Raw genomic sequence first — 23,741 nt, forward strand, 5'->3', positions numbered from 1 at the left:
TGCGAGCGCGCAGACGCGCCCGTTGCTTGGGTCTTATTCACCTGAGCGCTCCGGCATGGGTGCATGGGCGACGGGCCACGTGCGTTGCCGCGCACCCGCTTTCAACGAACCGATAATGTGTCGCGCCACGGTCGGCGACGCGTGCTTGGTTCCATAGACGAAGCGCATCACGGGCCCGAAGCTGTGCGCGCACGCGGGTCCGATCACATAGAGGCCGCGCACGTGCGTTTCGTAGTGCGACGTCAGGTCGGGCATGCCGCCCTGATTCGAAATCGCGTCGGCCAGATCTTTGGACAGGAACGCGTGCTGCCGCATGTCGGTTTTGAAACCGGTCGCGGCGATCACGTGATCGGCGCTCACCCGCGCTTGCTTGCCGTCGCTCAGCACGTTCAGTACGACGCGGTCGTTTTCGACCGCCGCGGAGCGCACCACGGTGCGATGCGAGATCTGCACCTTGCCGACCACGCGATCGTGCAGCCACCACGCGCCGGACGCGCCGTACGTATGCTCCATGATCTGCTTGCGGCGTCGCGGGTCGAGCATGTGGAACACGCCGGGAAACTCGGACAGGAACAGCGAGCGCCAGCCGCGCCCCAGTCCCGCGTCGGGCCCCTTGATGCGCGACAGGATGTTGCGACCGCCGTGCGGCCGCTCGTGCCACACCACGCTGCTCTCGCGCATCAGCACGTGTGCGCGCGCGCCGAGTTCGTTGAGCAGCGCGGACAGCCCGAGCGCCGACTGCCCGCCGCCGACGATCGCAATGTCCTTGCCGCGCGCCCACTCAAGGTTCCCATACAGCTCCGAATGCGACGCATATTGCGCCGGCAAGTCCCGCAGCGCCGGCGGGGTTTGCGCGAAGCCCTTCAGGCCGAGCGCGATCACGACTCTGCGCGCGGCGAGCGAGCGGCCGTCGCTCAGCGACAGCTGGAACTGATCGCCGACGCGGCGCAATGCGAGCACGTCGACCGGCTGGATTTCGCCGACCAGATTCGACTGGAACCACAGCCCGTACTCGACGAAGGTTTCGAGCGGCAGCGCCATGCCGAGCGGTTGGTAAGGCAGCCCTGTCAGGCGGCAGTAGTCTTCGACGGTAAAGCCGCTGCGCGGCGCGTGCAGGCTCGACGCGAAAGCCTCGGAGCGCAGCAGCATGCCGGGCGGCATGTAGTTGCGCCACGCTCCCATCGGTTCCCCGAGGATCTGGTGATCCACGCCGGCGGCCTTCAGATGCGCGGCAAGAGATGACCCGTAGGGCCCCGCGCCAATGATGATGGTATCGGTCAAAGACATGCTGGTCTCCAGGGGAACGGCTTCGTTGCCAGCGTCAGGCTTTGGCCTGACGCGACTCGGGCGCCCTGATCGCTTTTTTCCAGCTGCGCTTCATGCGTCGCAGCGGATTCATCACGACATAGTGCTGCAACGCTGGGAACGGATCGTTCCAGCGGAAATAGCCATCGAAAATTTTCGTGCGCTCGCTCAGCAATTCGGGCGGCGGCCGATCGGAAAACGTCGCGCGCCACGCGACCGATTGCCGGCTCAGGCGCTCGACGGGCAATGGCAGGCCGAGTTCATGGCGGTACGCGGCAAGCGGAATGTTGACGCCGCACAGCGTCGCGATCTCCTCCTGCCAGTCCGTGCGGCCGACCGTGGGCTCGACCATCACGAACTCGTTGTAGTTGTCGTCCCACTTGTACTCGATGCTGCCCATGCCGTCGAAACCGGCCAGCTCGGCGAAGCGCCGCGTCAGCGGTTCGAGCGTCCCGCGCGCTTCGGGCGCGGCCACGCAGATCGCGGTATTGCCGACGCCCGGCGGCGAGCTCAACACCTTGCGGCCGGTGAACATGCTGACCATGTTGCCGTCGGCGCCGCGATAGAACAGCGTGAAGTGGATGTTGCTGTCAGGCCCCTCGATCCACTCCTGCGCGATGATGCCACCCGGCGTCGCGAGCATCGCGATAGCGCGATCGCGTGCATGCTGCAGCATGTCGACGCGCACCGCGCGTTCTTTCTCGCCGCGCAGCACGTTGCGCTTGTCGTCCGGTTTCAGCACGCACGGGTAGCGCAATTCGGCCAGCCGTTCGATGTCGGCAAGCTTATCGAGCACGACCGAGCGCGGCACCGAAAAGCCATGCCGCTGCGCGAATTCGTGAAAGCGCGCCTTGCTCGACAACATCTTGACGGTGTCGTCGGCCGGCAAGCGGAACCGATACCAGTGCGACAAAGCCGCCCGATTTTCCGACACCGCATGCACCGCGTCTTCGTCGGTGAGAATCAGAACTGGCAGACGATCGAACCGCTTGCCGAGTTCGATCATTTCATCAACGAATATTTTCCCGACAAAACTCTTTACCTGATGCGCATGAACGTGTCGGCACCACGTCGCCGCGCGGGTCCTCGTATCGACTGCGATAACCGGAACGCGGGCCTGCGCGAGCGATCGCGCCACCCCCAGTCCGTTCAACTCTGCTCCAACGATAACCCCTGCCGATTGACCTGAGTCGTATGCGCTCGCCATAGTGTCGATATCCTTGCTTCGTACGTGCGTGGACCCTCGAAGACAGTCTTCGAGACTCCACGCGATCGAATTATCGAATCGGATAGAAATCCTTTTTTGTCGCCTCGCGGGGGCGCTTTGGCGTTAAAGCTTGGTTCCGGCGGCATGCATGCATGAGCGCGGCAGGCACGTCCTGGCAAGCGCCGTGTGTCGAATCATGGTCTTGCGATTTACCGCAGCGTGAGCATTGCGCTGCTCTTGCCTTGACCTACTTTACGTTTCGGCCTGATCTCGATACGTGCGCCGGCGCACAGAGAACAATAGAAAGTAAGAAAGGAAGAAAACCCTTTAGAAAGGCGCAGAGCCTTATTCCGTAAGGGTTTCGGAGATTTCGCCATTGTTATGTAAAAAGGTTGCGAAGCATTAATTTATTGCAACGCAATAATGGCGGGAAAAAACTTTCTAATGCGACTATAAAGTGCTGGATCGCACAAAAGATATGCGCTGCGAATGCTATTCGTAGCGCATCGGAAAAATGCTTATTTACCTTCGCTCAAGCCGCGCTCGAGCGCCGCGACACCCGCCGGCAGATCGACGTTGACGCCGAGATCGACCATCGTGCGGCCCAGCGCATGCACGGTGCGAAACAGGTTGTGCTCGCGGCACTGTTCGCCCATCTGGCCGATACGCACGATCGGCAGACCGAACGAGCCGGAGATTTCCACCTGATGCTGCCGCGAGATATGCGCGCAGACGTCGGCGGGACTGAGGCCGTCCGGCACGTCGATGCCGACCACCGAATTCAGGCGGCAATTCTCCGGCGCATACAGTTGCAGGCCCATCGCGGTGACGCCTTGTTGCAACGCGAGCGAGCATTTCAGATGGCGCGCGAAGCGCTTCTCCAGCGTCTCCGCGCAGACGAGCCGCAGCGCCTCGTGCAGCGCGAGCACGCCCGACACCGGCGCCGTGTAGTGATACCCGGCGTTGTGCCAGAAGTTTTCCGCCAGCGACGCATCGAGGCACCAGTGCGTATTGGGCGCCGTGCGGCCTTTGACGCGCGCCCAGGCCGCGTCTGAAAACGCAATCAGCGATACGCCCGGAATCGATGACAAGCCCTTCTGGCCGCCGGTGATCACCGCGTCGATGCCCCAGGTATCCATTTCGAGCGGCATCGTGCTCAGCGTGCAGACCGCGTCGACGATCACGAGCGCGCCCGCTTCCTTCGCAAGCGCGGCGATGTCTTTCAGATGATGATTCCACACGGTGTTCGAGGTCTCGCCCTGCACGACCGTGACGACCTCGGGACGCTCGCGGCGCAGCGCGTCGGCGATCTGGTCGAGACTCGCGACCGTGCGGTCCGCGACTTCGAGCATGCTCACGCGCGCGCCGACGCGCCGGCCCATTTCGCCCATGCGGTCGCTGAAGAAGCCGTTCTTGATGCACAGCATGCGCGTGCCTTCCCACGCGAGATTGGAGATCGCCATCTCCATCGCGCCCGATCCCGGTCCCGCGACGCCGAGCACCCACTTCGACTGCGTCTGGAACACGTAGCGCGCCATCGTTTTCACCTGGTTCACCACCTTCGCCATCGTGCCGCCCAGATGGTTGATCACGATCGCATTGGCCTTCGCGACCGCGGCGGGAATCGGCACGGGGCCGGCGCCCATCATCAGCAGCGGTTCTTCGGGAAGGATCGCGTCGAGTGATTCGACAATTGGACAGGGGACGGACGAAGCAACGGTAGTGGAGGTTGAAGTCGGCATGATCGGTATATGAATGTGAAGCGCAAAGGAACGAACGGCCTCGCGGCAGGCACGCCGCTCGAGGCCGTTCGTCCGATCATTCACCGAACCGCGCGATCGCGCAAGTATTTTGGCCAAGGTAGCCAGCCGTCACGCGCGAGCGGTACCCGCGTTCACCACATCACCCTACTCTTTCATTCGCGAAGTCGCCTAACATCGAGAAACAGCTTCTTAGGAGCCCGATATGCGCACGATCCTGTTCAGCAGTCGTCAATACGACGTCGATACATTCACCGAGGCCAATGCCGCGCATGGCTATGAACTGCATTTCCAGGAATCCCCTCTCGACAGCGAGACCGCGATCCTCGCGCATGGCTACGACGTGGTCTGCCCGTTCGTCAACGACAGCGTCGACGCCGCCACGCTCGAACGGCTTCATGCGGGCGGCACGCGCATGATCGCGCTGCGCTCGGCGGGCTTCAATCACGTCGACCTCGCGGCGGCCGAGCGGCTCGGCATGCCGGTCGCACGCGTGCCGGCCTACTCGCCGTACGCGGTCGCCGAACATGCGGCCGGGCTGATTCTCGCGCTGAACCGGCGCCTGCCGCGCGCGGTCGCGCGCACGCGCGAAGGCGACTTCTCGCTGCATGGGCTGCTCGGCTTCGACCTGCATGGCAAGACGGTCGGCGTGATCGGCGCGGGCATCATCGGCCGGGTGTTCGCGCGCATCATGGCGGGCTTCGGCATGCAGGTGCTCGCCTACGATCCGGGGCCGCCGGCCGACGAACTGCTCGCGCTCGGCGCGCGCTACGTGCCGCTCGATACCTTGCTCGCCGAATCGGACGTCGTCAGTCTGCATTGCCCGCTGTTGCCCGACACCTATCACCTGATCGACCGCGCCGCGCTGGCGAAGATGAAGCGCGGCGCGATGCTGATCAACACCGGGCGCGGCGGGCTCGTCGAGGCGAACGCACTGATCGGCGCGTTGAAGGACGGCCAGCTCGGCCATCTCGGGCTCGACGTGTACGAGGAAGAAGGCGGCATCTTCTTCGAGGATCATTCGAATCTGCCGCTACAGGACGACGTGCTCGCGCGTCTGTTGATGTTTCCGAACGTGATCGTCACCGCGCACCAGGCGTTCTTCACGCGCGAGGCAATGACCGAGATCGCGCAGACCACGCTCGCGAACATCGCGGCGTGGCAGGCGGGCACGCCGCGCAACGTCGTGCAGGCGGGGTAGCCGTGATAACCGTGGCGTACGCGAATTGCCGCGGACCACGAAAGTTAGACGTCGCTGTCGCTGCCCAATTGCGTCGCGCGAATCGCGGTGCGGGCATCATCGGCCGCGCCGCACAGCTCACGCAGCAATCCCGCCTCGCGCTCGTGCACTTCGACCGGACACCAGCGCGCGCCCGCCTCGGCCAGATAGCGCGCGCGATGCTGGCCGTTGCGAAACGCCACCACCCCCTCGCGCTCGATGCCGACCCAGCCGAGCAATCCCGGCGCGCGACGCGTGGAGATCGTCACGTAGGGCATCTGCGGAATCCGCGGGCTGTCGGGATCGAGAAACTCGCGAATGCCGCGGACCTTGCCCGAGTGCCATTCGGCGACTGGCTTCAGCACGTAATCGGTGTTGTCGCGATCCGCGCACACGAGCAGCTTGCGCAGATCGACGAGCACGACCTGGTGACGTGTGCCGTCGGCGACGAAGACGCGCTTCAGACGCACATGGTCGTACCACGCATGCTCGTGCAACGGCACGATCCAGACAGCTTCGGCGCAGCCCGGGGCGGGGGCCGGCGATGAATTGGGCAAAGGCAGGGACAAAGGCAGGCTCGGCAAGCTGGCGGCAGGACGCCAGAGCATTAATAGAGCGCTAACGCTACGAGCCGGACGTGACGGAAACATGACAGCCTACCGGATTAATTACGCTGCATGAGCGCATGGCAACACTGCCTGATCGACAGGCAAACAGGGAGCTTCAGATACCCTTCAGGTATAGATAACGATGATAGCCTTCCAATATTTCAATAACCATGTGCGAATCGAGTCGAATGACGGCAACGGCGTCGCTACGATCGTGCTGGAGAGGCCCGCGCGGCGCAATGCGGTCGATCGGCAGGTGGCCGAGGCGTTGAGCGCTGCGTTCAGCCGCTTCGAGGCCGAGCCGGCGTGGCACGCGGCCGTGCTGTTCGGCGCGGGCGGCACATTTTGCGCGGGCGCGGACCTAGGCGCGCTCGCCGACGCGCCGCGCCGCAATGAGCTGCACGCGGACGGCAGCGGCCCGGGGCCGATGGGACCGACACGCACATGCTTCAGCAAGCCGGTGATCGCCGCGATCGCCGGCTATGCAGTGGCGGGTGGGCTCGAGCTTGCCGCGATGTGCGACCTGCGCGTCGTCGAGGAAGATGCGGTGCTCGGCGTGTTCTGCCGGCGTGTCGGCATTCCGCTGATCGACGGCGGCACGATCCGGCTGCCGCGACTGATCGGTCTGTCGCGTGCGCTCGATCTGATCCTGACCGGCCGCGCGGTCGATGCGCGCGAGGCGCTTTCCTTCGGGCTCGCCAACCGCGTGGTGCCGAAGGGCGAAGCGCGCGCGGCTGCCGAGCAACTGGCCGCGGAGCTCGCCGCGTTTCCGCAGGCGGCGCTGCTCGCCGATCGTCGCTCCGCGCTCGAGAACAGCACGCTGAACGATCTCGCCGAGGCATTGCGGCGCGAAGGCGCGGGCGGCTACGCGGCGGTCTTCGCCGAGGGCGTGGCGGGCGCGGCGCGCTTTGTGTCCGGCGCGGGCCGTCATGGCGACACGTTCGACGCGGATCGCGGATAAGACGGCGCCGCGCGATCGGCGACAGGTTTGCAATCGCCGGTCGCGACACCCCCGCGCGCACGAGACCTGGGTTGCCCGAAACGAACAGGAGGAAATGCGATGGCGACGATCTACCGGGAAATCGCCGTGGCAACCACCGCGGCCGATGCGTGGGCCGCGCTGCGCGATCCCGCCGGGGTCGCCCGCGTATTCGCGGGCGTGCTGATCGCGGCGCGCATGGAAGGCGACCTGCGCTGGGTTACCTTCGCCGACGGCACCGTGGTCGAGGAACGCGTGATTGCCGTCGACGATGCCCACATGCGGCTCGCCTACTCGGTGGGCGGCGGGCGCTTCGAGCATCATCATGCGACGCTGCAGGTCGTGGCCGACGCGTCCGCACATTGCCGCGTGATCTGGATCGCCGACTTCAAGCCCGACGATCGCAGCAACGTGGTCGAAGCGCTGACGGATGCGGGCTGCGCGGCACTCGGGCGCAACCTCGCGCGGCGCTGAACGCCGCCCGGCGGCTCGGGCTCCCGCCGCCGCGTTTCACAAAAAACAACAGCTTTCCGGACAGCCGGCAAGCCAGATTTGACTTAGGTAGAATCCCCTACTGTTTTTCCCTGGCCGGCGACAGCGTTTCCGCCTTCGGAATCGCCCGCCCGGCGCCCGTTGTTCGCGCCGCTTCACGCGTCACACCCCATCATTGCCATGCCATTGCCTCTGCTTGCCCTTGCCGTTGCCGCGTTTGGAATCGGTACCACCGAGTTCGTCATCATGGGCCTGTTGCCCGATGTCGCGCGCGATCTGTCCGTGTCGATTCCGGCGGCTGGCATGCTGGTGTCCGCGTATGCGCTCGGCGTCACGATCGGCGCGCCGATCGTCGCGATCGCGGTCGCCAACATGCCGCGCAAAAAGGCCCTGATGAGCCTGATCGGCGTGTTCGTCGTCGGCAATCTGCTGTGCGCGATCGCGCCCGGCTACGCGGTGCTGATGGCCGCGCGCATCGTCACCGCGTTCTGCCACGGCGCGTTTTTCGGCATCGGCTCGGTGGTCGCGGCCGGGCTCGTCGCGCCGAATCGCCGCGCGCAGGCAATCGCGCTGATGTTCACCGGCCTCACGCTCGCCAACGTGCTCGGCGTGCCGCTCGGCACCGCGCTCGGCCAGGCGGTCGGCTGGCGCGCTACTTTCTGGGCCGTGACCGGCATCGGTGTGCTGGCGGCGGCCGCGCTCGCGGTGTGCCTGCCCGCGAAGATCGAGATGCACAAGGCGAGCCTCGTGCGCGAATTCAGCGTGCTGAAGAACCCGCAGGTGCTGATGGTGCTCGGTATCAGCGTGTTCGCGTCGGCGAGCCTGTTTTCGACCTTCACCTACATCACGCCGATTCTCGAAGACGTGACCGGCTTCACGCCGCACGCGGTCACGCTAGTGCTGCTCTTGTTCGGCCTCGGGCTGACGGTCGGCAGCACGCTCGGCGGCAAGCTCGCGGACTGGCGGCTGATGCCCTCGCTGGTCGCGTTCCTGATGGCGATCGTCGTGATCATGTGCGTGTTCGCGGGCACGATGCACGCGCGCACTCCGGCGATGCTGACCGTGTTCGTGTGGGGGGTGCTCGCATTCGCGATCGTGCCGCCGCTGCAGATGCTGATCGTCGATCGGGCGAGCCACGCGCCGAATCTGGCATCGACGCTGAATCAGGGGGCGTTCAACCTCGGCAACGCGACCGGCGCATGGCTCGGCGGCATGGCGATCGGCGCCGGCGCGCCGCTGACGACGCTGCCGTGGGTCGGCGTCGCGACCGCGCTCGGCGCGCTGTTGTTGACGTTGTGGTCGGTGTCGATCGAGCGGCGGGTGGCGGTGGCGGGGTGAGCTGGCCGGCTCGAAGTCATGGTTCGAGAGAGCGATTACACCGTTCTGCACTTTGCCTATAAACCTCTTCGATGAAGCATCCCACCGTCTACACGACTCCCCCTGCCACCGGCGTTTCGGCCATCGTGCGGTGGGATGAACAAAGCTCCACGCTGACCTGTGAGGTCAAATATCCACCTTTGGCTTCGCTGCCGGAACCGCAAAACAATCTCAGCGACTTGCTGGATGCGCGTTTCCGCATTGGCGCGCCCTCTTATGTCCTCACGGCGGGCACGTTGTCGATGCTTGTCGATCAGCATCGCCGGTTGATCGGATTGGACTTTTACACGAATCCCGAGCGATGGACCGTCCGCACGTCCGAACTCGCAGACCCAACCGACGAAACTCCGCACATCGAGTCAGAATTCGACGCGCACGGACATGCGCACGACATGGGAGCGCCAGAGGTCTGTTACGAGCCTCGCGACGGCACCCTTTATCTGTCGTGGGGTACCGTGTCTCACTGGTACGGTATTGCGTCAGCGCTCGCGATCGGCGTCGATGAGGACAAGCGCCTCACGCAGATCCGGCTGCGCGGCGCTCGCGTTTCTGGCGGCGCCGTGGTGGGAGCGTCGGCGGATCGCGCTGCGGGCGCCGAGTTGACGAATAGACGCTAATTGCTGGCTTTTACGATCTATACGCAGGGTGATAATCTCAACCCACGTTGCGCGGACACTCGACGAACGGCCCATATTTCGTGGCGCCGCCGCAAGCAACGGGGAGTCCGCCATGGTCTCGATGCGCCTGTTGCTCCGTGCCAGCCTGTTGGGCACGGCGATCGCGGTAGCCGCGATCGTCGCGGCGAACTGTGGAGGCGGCGGAGGCGGAAACAGCAGTGCCCCGACGGGCGCGAGCGTCGGCGCCGGCGGCAGCGGCGCGTCCGGCGCATCGGCCCCGGCCGCAGCGAGCGGCGGCAGCACCACCAGCGGTGGCACCACGAGCGGCGGCACCACCACCGGTAGCACCGGCGGCTCGGGCAGCGGCTCGGGCACCCCGATGGGCGGCACATCGGCGGCAGCCGTGCACGACGTGCTCACCTATCACGACGACATCGCGCGCACCGGCCAGAACCTCGGCGAAACCACGCTGACGCCCGCCAACGTGGCGGCTTCGACGTTCGGCAAGGTCGGCTTCTTTAGCGTCGACGGCAAGGTCGACGCGCAGCCGCTATTCGTCGCTGCGCTGGCGATCGCGGGCGGCACGCACAACGTGCTGTACGTCGCGACCGAGAACGACAGTGTGTACGCATTCGATGCCGACACCGGCGCGACCCTGTGGCAGGTGCGCACACTCGGCACCGGCGAAACCCCGAGCGACGACCTCGGCTGCAGCCAGATCGTGAACACCATCGGCATCACCTCGACACCGGTGATCGACCGTTCGCGCGGCACGCACGGCACGATCTACGTCGTCGCGATGTCGAAGGACGCGGCCGGCGGCTACCATCATCGCATTCACGCGCTCGACCTCGCGACCGGCGCCGAGCTGCTGAACGGTCCCACCGAAGTCGCCGCCTCTTACCCGGGCAGCGGCGCGGGTAATACGAACGGCGTCGTGCCGTTCACCACGTCGTTGTACGCGGAGCGCGCGGGGCTGCTATTGCTCGGCAACACGGTCTACACGACGTGGACCTCGCACTGCGACGACGGCGGCTATACGGGCTGGATCATGGGCTACGGCGCCGACACGTTGCAGCAGACCACCGTGCTCAACCTGACGCCTAACGGCATCGGCGGCGCGATCTGGATGAGCGGCGCGGGACCGGCGTCGGACGGCTCGTCGATCTATCTGCTCGATGCCAACGGCACGTTCGACACGACGATGACGTCGAGCGGCTTCCCCGCCAGCAAGGATTTCGGCAATACGTTCCTGAAGCTCGGCACGGCGGGAGGCCTGTCGGTGGCCGACTACTTCGCGATGACGAACGTCGTGCAGGAGGCCCACGACGACATCGACCTCGGCTCCGGCGGCGCACTGGTGCTGCCGGACCTGACCGACGCGAGTGGCACCCTACAGCATCTGACGCTCGGCGCGGGCAAGGACAGCACCATCTACGTGCTGAATCGCGACTCGATGGGCAAGTTCAACCCGGCGGCCGACAACATCTATCAGGAGATTCCCGCGCAGCTGGCCGGCGGCGAGTTCGGCATGCCCGCCTATTTCAACGGGCGCGTGTATTTCGGCTCGGTCGGCGATCATCTGAAGGCGTTCACCGTGACCAACGCGAAGCTGTCGATCACACCGACCGCGCAAAGCGCGATGACGTTCGCCTATCCCGGGACGACGCCGAGCATCTCGGCGAACGGCACCACGAACGGCATCGTGTGGGCCGCCGAAAACGGCACCGTCGCGGCCTTGCATGCGTTCGACCCGATCACGCTCAACGAGCTGTACAACAGCAACCAGATGGGCACGCGCGATCAGTTCGGCACGGGCAACAAGTTCATCACACCATTGATCGCAAACGGCAAGGTGTATGTCGGCACGACGAATGGGGTGGCCGTATTCGGGTTGCTGGGTGGGTGAAGCGGACGACGCGCCGATTCATTGCGACACGGTATGCCCAAGGTCTCGCACAAACGACGAGGGCCGGCATACCGCGCCGGCCCTCTCTCATCGTGACTGCCGCGCGCTCACCCTCGCGCCGGCAGAATCTCTGCGGCACACGCGCCGAACCCCACGCGATACCCGTCGCCCTGGCACCAGCCGACGAGCGTCAACTCATCGCCGTCCTCGATGAACGTGCGCGTGCCGCCCTCCTTCAACGCCAGCGGCTTCTTGCCGTTCCACGTCAGCTCCAGCAGGCTGCCGTACGAATCCTCGGTCGGCCCGCTGATCGTCCCCGAGCCCATCAGGTCGCCCACCCGCGTATTGCAGCCCGCCACCGTGTGATGCGCGAGCTGCTGCGCCATCGTCCAGTACATGTATTTGAAGTTGGTCCGCGCGATCGTGCTCGCTTGCCGCGCGGGTTGCGCACGCAATGTCACTTCGAGGTGAATGTCGAACGCATGCTTTCCTCGATGCCGCAGATAGGCGAGCGGCTCCGGCTCCTGCACCGGCTGCGCGACGCGGAAGGGTTCGAGCGCATCGAGCGTGACGACCCACGGTGAGATCGTCGTCGCGAAGGTCTTCGCATTGAATGGGCCGAGCGGCACGTATTCCCATTGCTGGATGTCGCGCGCGCTCCAGTCGTTCAGCAGCACCATGCCGAAAATGTGCGCCTCCGCGTCCTCGCACGCGATCGGCTCGCCCAGCGCATTGCCGCCGCCGATGATGAAACCCGTCTCCAGTTCGATATCGAGCTTGCGGCTCGCGCCGAACACCGGACGCTCCTGGTCGGGCAACTTCAGCTGACCATTCGGACGACGCACCGGCGTCCCGCTCACGACCACCGACGACGCCCGTCCGTTGTAGCCGATCGGCATCTCCGACCAGTTCGGCAGCAGCGCATTCTTCGGATCGCGGAACATCGCGCCGACATTGGTCGCGTGTTCCTTCGATGAATAGAAATCCGTGTAGCCCGGAATCTGCACCGGCAGATGCAGACGCGCATCGGCCGCGCGCACGAGCACCTTCGCGCGCAACGCGGCATCGTCGCGCAGCGTCGCAGTGTCGCGCGCGAGCAGTTGGCTCAGCTGGATACGCACGCTGCGCCACACGTCGCGGCCAAGCGCGATGAAATCGTTCAGCGCATCGCGCGCGAACACGTTGTGCGCCGGCACGCTCAGCAGACCCGCGGCCTGCAATCCGGCGAGATCGACGATCCGATCGCCGATCGCGACGCCCACGCGACGCGCGTCGTTGCCACGGTCGCTGAAAATGCCGAACGGCAGGTTCTGGATCGGGAAGTCGCCAGCCGGGTCGTTGGCCGACTCGATCCAGCTCTTGCGCGACGCATCGAGCGTCGCCTGGAGATCGTTCACCGCGTTCATCGTTGCTCCGGATTGAAGTGTTTCTTGAGGCCTTGCCAGCACTCGTAGTAATGCGCCTGCAGTTGCGCGGTTTCGAGCGCGAAGCGCGTCGGCTTGATCAGCGTGCGGGTCTCGAACATGAAGGCCATCGTGTCGTCGACCTTCTTCGGCACCGAGGTATCGAGATGCGACGCCTTCTCGAACGTGTCCGCGTCCGGGCCGTGGCCCGTCATGCAGTTGTGCAGGCTCGCGCCGCCGGGCACGAAGCCCTCGGCCTTCGCGTCGTAGACGCCATGCACGAGGCCCATGAACTCGCTCGCGACGTTGCGATGGAACCAGGGCGGCCGGAACGTATCTTCGGCGGCGAGCCAGCGCGGCGGGAAGATCACGAAGTCGATCGTATCGACGCCCGGCGTGTCGCTTTGCGATTGCAGCACGAGGAAGATCGACGGATCCGGATGATCGAAGCTGATCGAGCCGATCGTGTTGAAGCGGCGCAGGTCGTATTTGTACGGCGCATAGTTGCCGTGCCATGCGACCACGTCGAGCGGCGAATGGCCGATGTCCGCGCGCCACAGATTGCCGTTCATCTTCGCGACGAGTTCGAATGCGCCTTCGCGGTCTTCGTATGCGGCGTGCGGCGTCAGGAAATCGCGCGGATTCGCGAGACCGTTGGAGCCGATCGGCCCCAGTTCCGGCAGACGCAGCAGCGCACCGAAGTTCTCGCAGATATACCCGCGCGCGCTGCCGTCCGGCAGGCTGACCGCGAAGCGCACGCCGCGCGGAATCACCGCGATCTCGAACGGCTCGACATCGACTCGGCCCATTTCGGTCGCGATATGCAGGCGCCCCTGTTGCGGCACGATCAGCAGTTCGCCGTCGGCGCTGTAGAAGAAGCGATCGTGCATCGAGCGGTTCGCCGCGTACAGATGGATCGCGCAACCGCTCATCGCTTCGGCCGAGCCGTTGCCCGCCATCGTGACCCAGCCGTCGATGAAATCGGTCGGTTCGCTGGGCATCGGCAGGGGGTCCCAGCGCAGCTGGTTCGGCGGCGTCGGCGGCAACTCGGCGAAGTTCGCGACGAGCCGCTCCGACGGCATCGACGTGAACGGCTTGTGCATGGCGGCCGGACGAATCCGGTACAGCCACGAGCGACGGTTGTGACCGCGTGGCGCCGTAAACGCCGTGCCCGAAATCTGTTCGGCATACAAACCATAGGCCGCGCGTTGCGGCGAATTGCGGCCGGTCGGCAGCGCGCCCGGCAATGCCTCGGTCGCGAATTCATTCGCGAAACCCGACTGATAGCCGGGCTCGATTTCAGGACGCAGGCATTCGTCGGCCGGCGTACGTGTTGAGGTATCCATACAAGGTTCTCCGCGAGTTGCCCGATTCTTTCCCGGTTGATACGTGATCTTTGCAGTCAGGCTCAGACCGGCTCCGCTTCGGACGCGCGGCTGGGTTGCCGCGTCGCACCGGCGAGCACGACCACCAGCAGCGCCGAGCACAGCACCGGCAGCGCCGCCGCATGAAACAGCGCGGCATTCGACCAGTTCAACGCGATCAGCATTGGGTCGTCCCCTCAGGCTAGCTAAAATTGTGTTTTACGAATAGTAAAACGAATTATGAATAGTGAAACTAACGTATACCCTCGGAAACACGCCGGCGAACCTCGTCATTCCGCGCTCAGCCCCGGCCGATAAGCGTGAGGCCAATAACGATATGAGCATTTTGTTAATCTGCGCAGGGCGCGTACTGCTACCATCAGTGAATGCGGCCATCGCGTCGCGCTGCCACGCGCCCGGTGCGCGTTCATCGTCGCCTTTCATTTGCCTTCATGATTTCGCCGACCATCCCCGATCTGATCGCCCGCGCCGCTCATCACCCGTTTCTCGGCGAGCATCTGGCAATGGGACAAGGCGGGCACGCCGGCATCGCGCTCGCACATTTCGACGGCATCGAGCTCACGAGTGCCTACGAGCCGATCTTCGACATCAGCGTGCACGGGCTTGCGCAGTCGCTGTCATGCGGCGCGGAAGGGGTCGACCGCTTCGGTGATGAACTCGGCTTTCAGGCGGTCACGCACCGGCTCGACGCGCCGCCATTCGAGGTGTTCGATCCGTTCGACAACATCGCCGACGATCAGCAGCTGGTCGCGCTAGACCGCATGTCGCGCGCGCTGCACGCAATCAACTTCTTCGGCCCGCAACGGCACGGGTTGCTGTTTCTGCGGGTGCACGAGAGGCTGTTGAAGAGCGTGAAGTACGACCACGGCCGGCATTTTTCGAGCGTGCTGACCTCGTTCAATTTGAGTCCGACGCGCATCGTGATCGAATTGCCGGCGGCGGCGGTCGCACACAAGACGTTCCTGGGCTATCTGACGCGCAGCTATCAGCACTACGGGTTCAAGGTGGCGGGCAATCTGTCGAACGCGGGGCAGATCCTGTCGGTATCCGAAACCGCGCGGCTCGACTTCATCAAGATGGATGCGGCGGCCGCATTGCGCGACGCGACCGTGAAGCCGCTCGTCGGCTACGCGGGCCGGCTGCGGGTGCCGCTGATTTTCAATCGCGTGATGGATGAGGCGCAATTCTCCGCGCTACAGCAGTACGACGTGCGGTTCGTGCAAGGGCCATTATTCAACGCGCATTATCACGACCGGGCGGCGTGACACGGTGGGGGCCCGGTTAGCCGGGGCGCCCCGGCATTACCTCAGCCCGGCTCCCCCAGCCGCGCCGCGAGCGCCTTCAGGCGCGGCGCGACATTCTCGCGAAACACTTCCTCCCCCATCGACGACGCCGGCCCGCTGCAGCTGAGCACGAGCCAGCGGTTTTCGCGCGGCTCGCGAAACGGCACCGCGACTGCGTTCACGTCGTCATGCCACGCACGAAACGAGTAGCAGCATCGCTCGGTCGCGAACGCGGCGATCTCCTGTTCGGCTTCGGCGACGAGCATCGCCCCCACTCTGCCAGCCGCTTTTTTCAGTTCCGCGAGTAACGCGGTACGCGCGTCGGGCGGCTGCACGGCGAGATAGGCGCGGCCCATCGAGCTCGTCAGCATCGACAGTTTCGAGCCGGATGCCAGGCCGAGCGTCAATGCGGTTTCGCTGCGAATCGTCTCCAGATACACCATGTCGAGCCCGTCCCGGCACCCGAGCGAGACCGCCGCGCCGACCTCGCGCGCCAGGCTGCGCAGGTGCGGGCGTGCCAGTTCGAGCATGTCGGTGCCCGACAGCAGCGCGAAACCGAGCGACAGCACGCCCGCGTCGAGCGCATATTTGCCGTGTCTTTCGTCCAGCCGCAGATAGCCGAGCACGGTCAGCGTGTAGGCGAGCCGGTTCACGGTTGCCTTCGGCAAACCCGTGCGTTCGACGAAATCCCGATTGCCGAGCATCGTCTCGCCTGGCCGGAACGCGCGCAACAGGTCCAGCCCGCGAGCAAGGGCGACGACGAATTTGCGTTCGTCGAGCGAAGCGGAGAAAGTGGATGGCGGCGTCATAGGGTGATACACTCGGGCGTCATTTGCAAAACATTGTTTCGCAAAGCGGAACTCTAGTCAAGCGGGTTCTGAGCGAGAAATCAGGAGATACGTCATGGCCGTAGCCGCGCAGTTTCACTGGGAAGACCCGTTGCTGCTGGATCAGCAACTCACCGAAGACGAACGTATGGTGCGCGATGCTGCTGCGGCTTACTCGCAGGACAAGCTGCTGCCGCGCGTGCTGGAGGCGTTCCGCCACGAAAAGACCGATATCGGGATCTTTCGCGAAATGGGCGAGCTTGGCCTGCTCGGTCCGACGATTCCCGAACAGTACGGGGGCCCCGGTCTGAACTATGTCGCGTACGGGCTGATCGCGCGTGAAGTGGAACGCGTCGACTCCGGCTATCGCTCGATGATGTCGGTGCAGTCGTCACTGGTGATGGTGCCGATCTACGAATTCGGCTCGGACGCGCAGAAGGAAAAATATCTGCCGAAGCTCGCGCGCGGCGAGTGGATTGGCTGCTTCGGCCTGACCGAGCCGAACCACGGGTCCGATCCGGGCAGCATGGTCACGCGCGCGAAGAAGGTCGATGGCGGCTACTCGTTGTCGGGCTCGAAGATGTGGATCACCAATTCGCCGATCGCCGACGTGTTCGTCGTGTGGGCGAAGCTCGAGGAAGACGGCCAGGACAACATCCGCGGCTTCATTCTCGAGAAGGGCTGGAAGGGTCTGTCGGCACCGGCGATCCACGGCAAGGTGGGTCTGCGAGCGTCGATCACCGGCGAAATCGTGCTCGACGAAGCGTTCGTGCCGGAAGAGAACATCATGCCGGGTGTCAGCGGCCTGCGCGGTCCGTTCACGTGTCTGAACTCGGCGCGCTACGGCATCGCCTGGGGCGCGCTCGGCGCGGCTGAAGCGTGCTGGCACATCGCGCGTCAGTACGTGCTCGATCGCAAGCAATTTGGCCGGCCGCTCGCCGCGAACCAACTGATCCAGAAGAAGCTCGCCGACATGCAGACCGAAATCACGCTCGGGCTGCAAGGCGTACTGCGCCTCGGCCGCATGAAGGACGAAGGCACGGCCGCGGTCGAAATCACCTCGATCATGAAGCGCAATTCGTGCGGCAAAGCGCTCGACATCGCCCGCCTCGCGCGCGACATGCTCGGCGGCAACGGCATTTCGGACGAGTTCGGCGTCGCGCGTCATCTGGTGAACCTCGAGGTCGTCAACACCTACGAAGGCACCCACGACGTTCACGCGCTGATCCTCGGCCGTGCGCAGACCGGTATTCAGGCGTTCTTCTGATTCCGATGCTGGTGTATCGATAATGCAAAAAAGCCGGTTCCTTCGAACCGGCTTTTTGGTTCATGCCGCGCCGCTTACCGGTTCGGCTGCGGCGTCAGGCGCAGGTACGAACGCAACGCCTTGTAGCCCTTCGGGAATTTCTGCTTGATGACTTCCTCGTCCTTCAGCGACGGCACGATCACGACGTCATCGCCCTGCTGCCAGTTGCCCGGCGTTGCGACCGAGTGACTGTCGGTCAGTTGCAGCGAATCGATCACGCGCAGCACTTCGTCGAAGTTGCGGCCGGTGCTCGCCGGGTACGTGATGATCAGACGCACCTTCCGGTTCGGATCGATGACGAACAGCGAGCGCACCGTGAACGTTTCGTTCGCGTTCGGGTGAATCATGTCGTACAGCCCGGAGACCTTGCGATCGCCGTCCGCGAGAATCGGAAAACCGACGTTGGCGGCCTGCGTCTCGTTGATGTCCTTGATCCACTCCTTGTGCGACTCCGCGCTGTCGACCGACAACGCGATCGTCTTCACGTTGCGCTTTTCGAACTCGCCCGCGAGCTTCGCGGTCAGGCCCAGCTCGGTCGTGCAGACCGGCGTGAAGTCGGCCGGATGCGAGAACAGCACGCCCCAGCTATTGCCGAGCCACTCGTGAAACCTGATGCGGCCAATGCTCGACTCCTGTTCGAAATCCGGCGCAATGTCGCCAAGACGTAGACTCATAGTGCATCTCCTGTAGGTATTCGGAAGGTATGCGGATAAGGTCGCGGGCGTGCGCCCGCGGCGGCCAGTCACGATAAAGCATAAGGCCGCGGTGGTACATGGCGAACCAACATCGCGTCAGTACTTTATGTGTTTTTGTAATTTTCTCCCGTTTGACGGAAACTTTGCGGGACAGATCAACTCAATCCAGATACCGGTCTGGAGCAGAGTGCCCTCAAACGGGTGTCTTGACGCCACGCGCTGGCGGGAACGAATCGTGCAGCGGCGGCATGCAACCGGCACTATGCTCGCCAGCGACCGTTTCTTTGGTTACGATTTACGCGTAGCGTGAGACAAAGGGAGCTGTCAATGTCGGAAGTCAACAAGGAGAGATTGATGTCGGATATCAAAACCGTCCTCGCGGACGCTGAAGACCTGCTGAAACAGGCCGCGAGCGCTACCGGCGAACGCGCGTCGGAACTGCGCGAAACCGCGCTGACGCGCCTGAAGCAGGCGAAAGAAAAGGCAGCCGACGTTCAGGTCGTGGTCGTCGAAAAAGGCAAGAAGGCCGCTCGCGCCACCGACGACTACGTGCACGAGCATCCGTGGGCGTCGATCGGCATCGCCGCGGGCATCGGCGTGGTGGTCGGTCTGCTGATCAATCGCAAGTAAAGGCCGGTGAGGCCGCCGGAGCAGGTATGTCCGGCGCACCGGCGACACGGGCGGACCGGCGCGAGCCTCGCCGGTCCCCTTCTGCTGGCGCGCACGCGCCGGCCAGGCCCTCACGCGCAACGCCCACAGCCATGACGACCGAAACACACTCGCAGCGCGCAGAACGCAGCCCGTTGCGCCGTATTCTCAGTTCCGTGTTTGCGATCCTGCAGACGCGGCTCGAACTGGTGGGCATCGAACTCGCCGAGGAAAAAGACCGCCTGCTCGGCGTGCTGTTTCTCGGTCTTGCCGCGACGATGCTCGCCACGATGGCCTTGATCGCGTTGACCGCACTCGTCGCCATTACCTTCTGGGACACCTACCGATGGCAGGCGCTTGCCGGCATCACCGCGGTCTACGCGATTGCCGGGCTCGCCTGTGCGCTGAAGGCGCGCAGCGGTTTGCGCAACGCGCCGATGATATTCGAAGCGACCATCGCGGAGTTCGAAAAGGATCGCGAAGCGTTTCGCAGCCGCGACTGATGGGAAAGTTCGTCTGCATCCGATCCATCGCCTCACCCTCACTGCCGCCGACACGCCATGAGCCCCTCCCGTCCTGATACCGCCTTTCGTAACAAGCGCCATCCGTCGAAGGATCTGAGCGCGCCGCATCTGCGGGCGCTGCGCAAGGAATTGCTGCTCGTGCGCGCCGACGTCGAGCGCGTCGAGCTCGCACGGGCCACCTTCGAACTGCGCCAGGCCGTCACGCATTTCAGCTGGCTCAGGTTCGTGATCCCCGGCTTTGGCGGCGTGCGCGTCGGTAAAGGGCCAAAGGCGAGCGTGCTCAACGCGGGCACGATCGGCGCGTTGCTCAAGCAGTACCCGTTCATCAGCTCGATCGCTTCGCTGTTGCTCGCCAAACCGCTGCGCGCGAGGGTCGTCGCGAGCGCTAAGCCCGTGCTCAAGTGGGGCAGCCTTGCGCTCGGCGCGTGGGAAGCGTTCCGGATCTGGCAACAGATGAAGAACGAGTCGGCGGCGGCGCGGGCGGCCGCGGCGGCTTCCGCTACGGCGCAGTCGCCGGCGGCGCAGGACGATTCGTTGCGAAGCGGCTATTGAGGTCGTGGCCGCTGCGAGTGGCAGCGATCTATCGGACCTCCCGCTCGCAAGGTTGCGCGTGTCGGACTTCAATCACCCGCTAACTGGTATTCCAGCATTCGCTGCTCGTGGGCATCGCGCCGCTCGCATCGTTTCTATTGCCTCGCTGACCCGTCGCATCCAGCGTGAACGTGCCGCACGGGTCGTCGCGCATCGGGCCCGCTTCCGCGGGCGCCGCTTCGATCGAATAGCCGCCGTTCGTGTCGTCCGCGGGCAGCACGCGCACTCGATACACCGGGGCGCCGAACTGCGGCGCCTGATCGATACCCGGTGGCAAGGCCGGCACGCCATCGCTCGCCGCGGCCTCGACGAATTGCGCAGCCCGATATAACGCCGACGCCGCATCGATGCGATGCGTGCGCGCAATGTGGCTGCGATACGAGGGGATCGCAAACGCGGCGAGCGTGGCGGCAATCGCGAGCGCGATCACGAGTTCGAGCAGCGTGAATGCGGATGTGTTCGGCCTTTTCATACGTGTCCAGTCGGTGCGTTCCTCAGAATGGTCTTGCTGCAACGCGCCGCCAATGACGTTCGATCGCGCCATCTTCGGTCACGACCTCCATCTGCAACCAGACCTGCGACTCGCTGCTCCGCCCGAAGCCGCGCGCGGTCAGCAGATAAGCGCTGGCGTTGGGTCGACTCGCGAGACGCCAAGGCTCGATCAGGCATTGCGGCGCGCGCGATGATCCCGGCCATTGCGCCACAGGCGTGATGGCGCCTGCGTCGAAAGCGGTTTCAAGCCTCCATTGAGTCGGCTCGCCGGATGTGAGCGGTGCATCGCGCGCGTCGCCACTTGCCGATAGCACGTTGCGCTCGCACCAGCTCAGCGCCGAATCCGCCGCGTGGAAAGCCTGCAGATAGTCGCGCACATTGGTCGCCGCGCGAGCGGCCGCGAGCGATGTTTCGAACCATATCGCGGACGTGGCGAGCATCATGGCCGAGATCAACAGCACGATGGCTAGCACGACGCCGCGTTGATGCGCCCGTCGGGCACCGCCCTGACAATTTCGCCAACCTAAGTGTTTCGCTGTTCCGCCTGGCCCGCCGCATATGTCGTACGCGCGGCCGCGTTGCGTTGCTGTGCCGCGATCCATCACGACGACGCCTCCGCGCGATTACGCAGCGCAACGCGGCGGGAAAACACCTGTCGAGGCCGCAGGTCGGTACCGAGTGTACTCACGCCATCGCAGTCGATGTACTTCGAACGCTGTCCTTGCGGCGCGCCGCGCACCAGCACGCAGACATCGACCGCAACGACGTTCGCCCATTGATCCGCCGCCACGGCCGACGCATTCACCGCATCCGCCGCGCCGTCCAGCCAGTAGCGCAACCGCACGCGCTCGACGCCTTCGATCAGCGGCTGCGCGGACCCCGCGTTGCCGCTGCCCACGCAGTAAAGCTCCGGCTCGCCGGTCGAGCCGCTGACGTTGGCGAAGTAGCGATTGACCACCGGCGCGCCCTCATCGCCAAGGACCGCGTCGCTGCTTTTGACGGCCTGTCCGACACAGTCGGTGACCTGACCGCTCGACGATGGCCATGTCGATACGACGTCTGCGACGTAACGGATCGCGACGCCATCCGAGCCGGTGCTCAAGGCGGTGCAAGCGAGGCTGTCGTCGGCGCCGGTCGGACGACCGCCCGAGCAGCCGAATAGCGCAGGCGCCGCGTTGTAGCCAATGACATTGGCAGGGACGAAGCCGGCCATCTGCAATTGCTGGCCGATCAGCATCAGCGCGGTCAAGCCCGCTTCGCGAATCCGGGTCGCGTTGCTCGCCTGCACGAACGCGTTGCGCTGCGCCGTGTAAAGGGACACGGCGCCCGCGATCACGAGCAACCCGAGCGCCATCGCGATCAGGAATTCGATTAGCGTATGACCGAGTGGGCAATGCGGCCGCTTCATTTCGCGAACGCCAACGCGACACACGACGATCCAGCCGGTGCATCGACGTCGCCGCAAGGCTCCGCCGGCTGGGCGCTCGCATCGCCCAAAGCGGGCCGGTCCCGCACGGACGCCCACGTCACGCGCGCCGCCGCGACCGCGCCGCTCTCGCCAATCGATGCGTCGCCGTGCGGCAGCAGAACGCTCGCCCAGGTGCGCCATTGATTGAGCGCGACATCGCCCGTGGAAGGCGTGCGCGTCGCTTCGGCAATCGAGTCGGCTATCCACGCGGCGCTCTCGCGCAGCGTCATCGCGCGCGCTTCGCGTGCGATCCACACCTGAACCGCGATCAAACCCAGCGCGCTCACCGCGACCAACGCGACCGCCAGCATCACCTCGATCAACGAGCTGCCATTCCATCTCGATGCGTGCACACGCAAACCGGTCTTGAATGCGGGCTGTCTCATGACGTCGCTCCGCACGCGCCCTCCGAGATCCGCGCGCGACCTCCTGCCGCGACACTGATGCAGCGCCGCCACGAGTTCCCCTGCATCGATTTCGATGGGCTTCGCGGTGCGATATCAAAACTTCGAAACGCGCCGATCAGTTGCCCAGCCGGCGGCGTGAACGTCATATCCGTCTGCACGCCGGCGATGCTCACCGCCGCGAGCGCCGGCTGCGCGCGCAACAACGACGGCTTGCCGCCACGTTCGGCGAATACGGCCCAGCCGCAGGCCCAGTCGGCGATGCCGCCGGCGCAGGCTTGGCCCGACGCGAGACAGACGCGCGCTGCATCGACGCGGCACACCGTGATGCGCGCACCGCGCCGCAGCGCCTCGCTGCGCGCGTAGGCGAACGTGGACAGCAGCGCCTTCGAGCGCGCGTCGACCTGATCGCGCATATGCCATGCGGCGAACGACGGCACCGCCATCACGGCCATCAGCATCACGAGCGCTATCACCGCCAGCGTTTCGACGAGTGTGAAACCGGCGCGCGATGGCCGGCAAATCCCCTGGAATTTCATCTGCATCCCTGAGCGTTACGAACGGATGCAGCCAATCTAGCGATTTGCGAGCGCGCCGACCATCGTCCGAATGGCCAGGTGGCATTCAGACGTTAGCGCGCGCAACAATGCACGTGACGATCGATCACGGAGGCGGGAGAAGCGATGCGTGAAAAAAAGCGCGAAATGCGCGAGGCGATGGATGCGAATGACCGCAGCTCAGCTGCGACACGCGTGCGCTCAGCGCTTGCGGGAAGGCTTGGGCGGGGAAGAGGCGCGGCGGAATTCCTCGATCACGTCCTCGAATTCGGAGACGTCTTCGAAGCGCCGGTACACGGAAGCGAAACGGACGTAAGCGATCGTGTCGAGCGCGCGCAACTCGTTCATCACGAGTTCGCCGAGGCGCTCGCTACGCACCTCGCGCTCGCCGCTGCCGAGCAGCTGATACTCGATACGGGCGACAGCCGCTTCGATCGCGTCCACCGCAACCGGGCGCTTGCGCAGCGCCAGTTGCATGCTCGCGACGATCTTGCGGCGATCGAATTCCGTGCGCGTGCCGTCCTTCTTGACGACCGACGGCAACGCCAGCTCGACCCGCTCATACGTCGTGAAACGCTTGTCGCAGGCCGGGCAGCGGCGGCGCCGGCGGATCGTCGCGCCGTCTTCGGATACGCGCGAGTCGACGACTTGCGTATCGGCATGGCGGCAGAAGGGGCAATGCATG

Annotated in this window: 26 protein-coding genes; 11 read left to right on the forward strand and 15 right to left on the reverse strand. The window is 64.8% G+C overall.

What is annotated here, in order from left to right:
* Positions 1-33 precede the first annotated feature (33 nt).
* The 3 genes from OKW35_RS06160 to OKW35_RS06170 all read right to left on the reverse strand — a co-directional run bounded on the left by OKW35_RS06160 (position 34) and on the right by OKW35_RS06170 (position 4,254).
* On the reverse strand, positions 34-1,287 hold the full coding sequence (locus OKW35_RS06160) for an NAD(P)-binding domain-containing protein (RefSeq protein ID WP_184062223.1): 1,254 nt from the start codon (positions 1,285-1,287) through the stop codon (positions 34-36).
* 34 nt (positions 1,288-1,321) lie between these two features.
* Entirely contained in the window at positions 1,322-2,311 is a 990-nt protein-coding gene (locus OKW35_RS06165) for a carboxylate--amine ligase (RefSeq protein ID WP_429407311.1), read from the reverse strand.
* A 719-nt stretch (positions 2,312-3,030) separates the two neighbouring features.
* Entirely contained in the window at positions 3,031-4,254 is a 1,224-nt protein-coding gene (locus tag OKW35_RS06170) for a pyridoxal-phosphate-dependent aminotransferase family protein (RefSeq protein ID WP_184062225.1), read from the reverse strand.
* 223 nt (positions 4,255-4,477) lie between these two features.
* Here OKW35_RS06170 and OKW35_RS06175 point away from each other — a divergent pair, with 223 nt between their 5' ends.
* On the forward strand, positions 4,478-5,473 hold the full coding sequence (locus OKW35_RS06175; RefSeq protein ID WP_018419530.1) for a 2-hydroxyacid dehydrogenase: 996 nt from the start codon (positions 4,478-4,480) through the stop codon (positions 5,471-5,473).
* Between the two features lie 44 nt (positions 5,474-5,517).
* Here OKW35_RS06175 and OKW35_RS06180 read toward each other — a convergent pair whose 3' ends face one another.
* Positions 5,518-6,099: a plasmid fertility inhibition factor family protein gene (locus OKW35_RS06180; RefSeq protein WP_429551501.1), complete on the reverse strand. Its 582-nt coding sequence runs from the start codon at positions 6,097-6,099 to the stop codon at positions 5,518-5,520.
* Positions 6,100-6,241: 142 nt separating this feature from the next.
* Here OKW35_RS06180 and OKW35_RS06185 point away from each other — a divergent pair, with 142 nt between their 5' ends.
* The 5 genes from OKW35_RS06185 (at position 6,242) to OKW35_RS06205 (ending at position 11,473) form a co-directional block, all read left to right on the forward strand.
* Complete coding sequence (locus tag OKW35_RS06185) at positions 6,242-7,060, forward strand: crotonase/enoyl-CoA hydratase family protein (RefSeq protein ID WP_429551502.1); 819 nt, start codon at positions 6,242-6,244, stop codon at positions 7,058-7,060.
* A 99-nt stretch (positions 7,061-7,159) separates the two neighbouring features.
* Complete coding sequence (locus OKW35_RS06190) at positions 7,160-7,552, forward strand: SRPBCC family protein (protein WP_429407318.1); 393 nt, start codon at positions 7,160-7,162, stop codon at positions 7,550-7,552.
* Between the two features lie 198 nt (positions 7,553-7,750).
* Entirely contained in the window at positions 7,751-8,908 is a 1,158-nt protein-coding gene (locus OKW35_RS06195) for an MFS transporter (RefSeq protein WP_429551503.1), read from the forward strand.
* A 71-nt stretch (positions 8,909-8,979) separates the two neighbouring features.
* The gene (locus OKW35_RS06200) at positions 8,980-9,564 is read left to right on the forward strand and encodes a hypothetical protein (protein WP_429491061.1); all 585 of its coding nucleotides are present in this window, start codon (positions 8,980-8,982) and stop codon (positions 9,562-9,564) included.
* A 112-nt stretch (positions 9,565-9,676) separates the two neighbouring features.
* Positions 9,677-11,473, forward strand: a complete 1,797-nt coding sequence (locus OKW35_RS06205) for a PQQ-binding-like beta-propeller repeat protein (RefSeq protein ID WP_429551504.1) — start codon at positions 9,677-9,679, stop codon at positions 11,471-11,473.
* A 107-nt stretch (positions 11,474-11,580) separates the two neighbouring features.
* Here OKW35_RS06205 and fahA read toward each other — a convergent pair whose 3' ends face one another.
* The 3 genes from fahA to OKW35_RS06220 form a co-directional block, all read right to left on the reverse strand.
* Positions 11,581-12,879 carry a fumarylacetoacetase gene (fahA, locus tag OKW35_RS06210; protein ID WP_429551505.1) on the reverse strand — a complete coding sequence of 433 codons (1,299 nt, stop codon included), beginning with the start codon at positions 12,877-12,879 and terminating at the stop codon, positions 11,581-11,583.
* On the reverse strand, positions 12,876-14,222 hold the full coding sequence (hmgA, locus tag OKW35_RS06215; protein ID WP_429551506.1) for a homogentisate 1,2-dioxygenase: 1,347 nt from the start codon (positions 14,220-14,222) through the stop codon (positions 12,876-12,878). The genes fahA and hmgA overlap by 4 nt, the downstream gene beginning before the upstream one ends.
* A 62-nt stretch (positions 14,223-14,284) precedes the next feature.
* Positions 14,285-14,425, reverse strand: coding sequence for a hypothetical protein (locus OKW35_RS06220; protein WP_429551848.1), 141 nt, complete (start codon positions 14,423-14,425; stop codon positions 14,285-14,287).
* A gap of 267 nt (positions 14,426-14,692) precedes the next feature.
* Here OKW35_RS06220 and OKW35_RS06225 point away from each other — a divergent pair, with 267 nt between their 5' ends.
* Positions 14,693-15,526: an EAL domain-containing protein gene (locus OKW35_RS06225; protein ID WP_184062236.1), complete on the forward strand. Its 834-nt coding sequence runs from the start codon at positions 14,693-14,695 to the stop codon at positions 15,524-15,526.
* A gap of 41 nt (positions 15,527-15,567) precedes the next feature.
* Here the strand turns inward: OKW35_RS06225 and OKW35_RS06230 are convergent, their stop codons facing one another.
* Positions 15,568-16,353 carry an IclR family transcriptional regulator gene (locus OKW35_RS06230; protein WP_184062238.1) on the reverse strand — a complete coding sequence of 262 codons (786 nt, stop codon included), beginning with the start codon at positions 16,351-16,353 and terminating at the stop codon, positions 15,568-15,570.
* Positions 16,354-16,447: 94 nt separating this feature from the next.
* On the opposite strand from OKW35_RS06230, the gene OKW35_RS06235 reads away from it, so the two are divergent.
* Complete coding sequence (locus OKW35_RS06235; protein WP_187611085.1) at positions 16,448-17,638, forward strand: acyl-CoA dehydrogenase; 1,191 nt, start codon at positions 16,448-16,450, stop codon at positions 17,636-17,638.
* 74 nt (positions 17,639-17,712) lie between these two features.
* On the opposite strand, the gene OKW35_RS06240 is transcribed toward OKW35_RS06235, so the two are convergent.
* A complete protein-coding gene (locus OKW35_RS06240; RefSeq protein ID WP_429551507.1) occupies positions 17,713-18,351 on the reverse strand; it encodes a peroxiredoxin in 639 nt (212 codons plus the stop codon).
* 348 nt (positions 18,352-18,699) lie between these two features.
* Between OKW35_RS06240 and OKW35_RS06245 the strand changes: the two genes are divergently transcribed.
* From OKW35_RS06245 to OKW35_RS06255, 3 genes are all read left to right on the forward strand, one after another.
* Entirely contained in the window at positions 18,700-19,002 is a 303-nt protein-coding gene (locus tag OKW35_RS06245) for a DUF883 family protein (RefSeq protein ID WP_026225611.1), read from the forward strand.
* Between the two features lie 131 nt (positions 19,003-19,133).
* A complete protein-coding gene (locus OKW35_RS06250; protein ID WP_429491057.1) occupies positions 19,134-19,523 on the forward strand; it encodes a phage holin family protein in 390 nt (129 codons plus the stop codon).
* A 57-nt stretch (positions 19,524-19,580) separates the two neighbouring features.
* A complete protein-coding gene (locus tag OKW35_RS06255; protein WP_184062241.1) occupies positions 19,581-20,096 on the forward strand; it encodes a DUF3318 domain-containing protein in 516 nt (171 codons plus the stop codon).
* A 79-nt stretch (positions 20,097-20,175) separates the two neighbouring features.
* Here OKW35_RS06255 and OKW35_RS06260 read toward each other — a convergent pair whose 3' ends face one another.
* From OKW35_RS06260 to nrdR, 6 genes are all read right to left on the reverse strand, one after another.
* Positions 20,176-20,607, reverse strand: coding sequence for a type IV pilin protein (locus OKW35_RS06260; RefSeq protein WP_184062244.1), 432 nt, complete (start codon positions 20,605-20,607; stop codon positions 20,176-20,178).
* Between the two features lie 22 nt (positions 20,608-20,629).
* On the reverse strand, positions 20,630-21,100 hold the full coding sequence (locus tag OKW35_RS06265; RefSeq protein WP_090803182.1) for a pilus assembly protein: 471 nt from the start codon (positions 21,098-21,100) through the stop codon (positions 20,630-20,632).
* A gap of 128 nt (positions 21,101-21,228) precedes the next feature.
* Positions 21,229-22,035 (reverse strand): PilW family protein, encoded by an 807-nt coding sequence (locus OKW35_RS06270; protein ID WP_429551508.1) that lies wholly within the window; start codon positions 22,033-22,035, stop codon positions 21,229-21,231.
* Positions 22,032-22,481, reverse strand: a complete 450-nt coding sequence (locus OKW35_RS06275; protein ID WP_429551509.1) for a type IV pilus modification PilV family protein — start codon at positions 22,479-22,481, stop codon at positions 22,032-22,034. The genes OKW35_RS06270 and OKW35_RS06275 overlap by 4 nt, the downstream gene beginning before the upstream one ends.
* Positions 22,478-23,044 (reverse strand): GspH/FimT family pseudopilin, encoded by a 567-nt coding sequence (locus OKW35_RS06280; RefSeq protein ID WP_184062252.1) that lies wholly within the window; start codon positions 23,042-23,044, stop codon positions 22,478-22,480. The genes OKW35_RS06275 and OKW35_RS06280 overlap by 4 nt, the downstream gene beginning before the upstream one ends.
* Before the next feature lie 213 nt (positions 23,045-23,257).
* Positions 23,258-23,740 carry a transcriptional regulator NrdR gene (gene nrdR / locus OKW35_RS06285; protein ID WP_008919734.1) on the reverse strand — a complete coding sequence of 161 codons (483 nt, stop codon included), beginning with the start codon at positions 23,738-23,740 and terminating at the stop codon, positions 23,258-23,260.
* Position 23,741 lies beyond the last annotated feature (1 nt).

It is taken from the genome of Paraburkholderia sp. MM5477-R1, from assembly GCF_050436385.1.
GTDB lineage: Bacteria > Pseudomonadota > Gammaproteobacteria > Burkholderiales > Burkholderiaceae > Paraburkholderia > Paraburkholderia tuberum.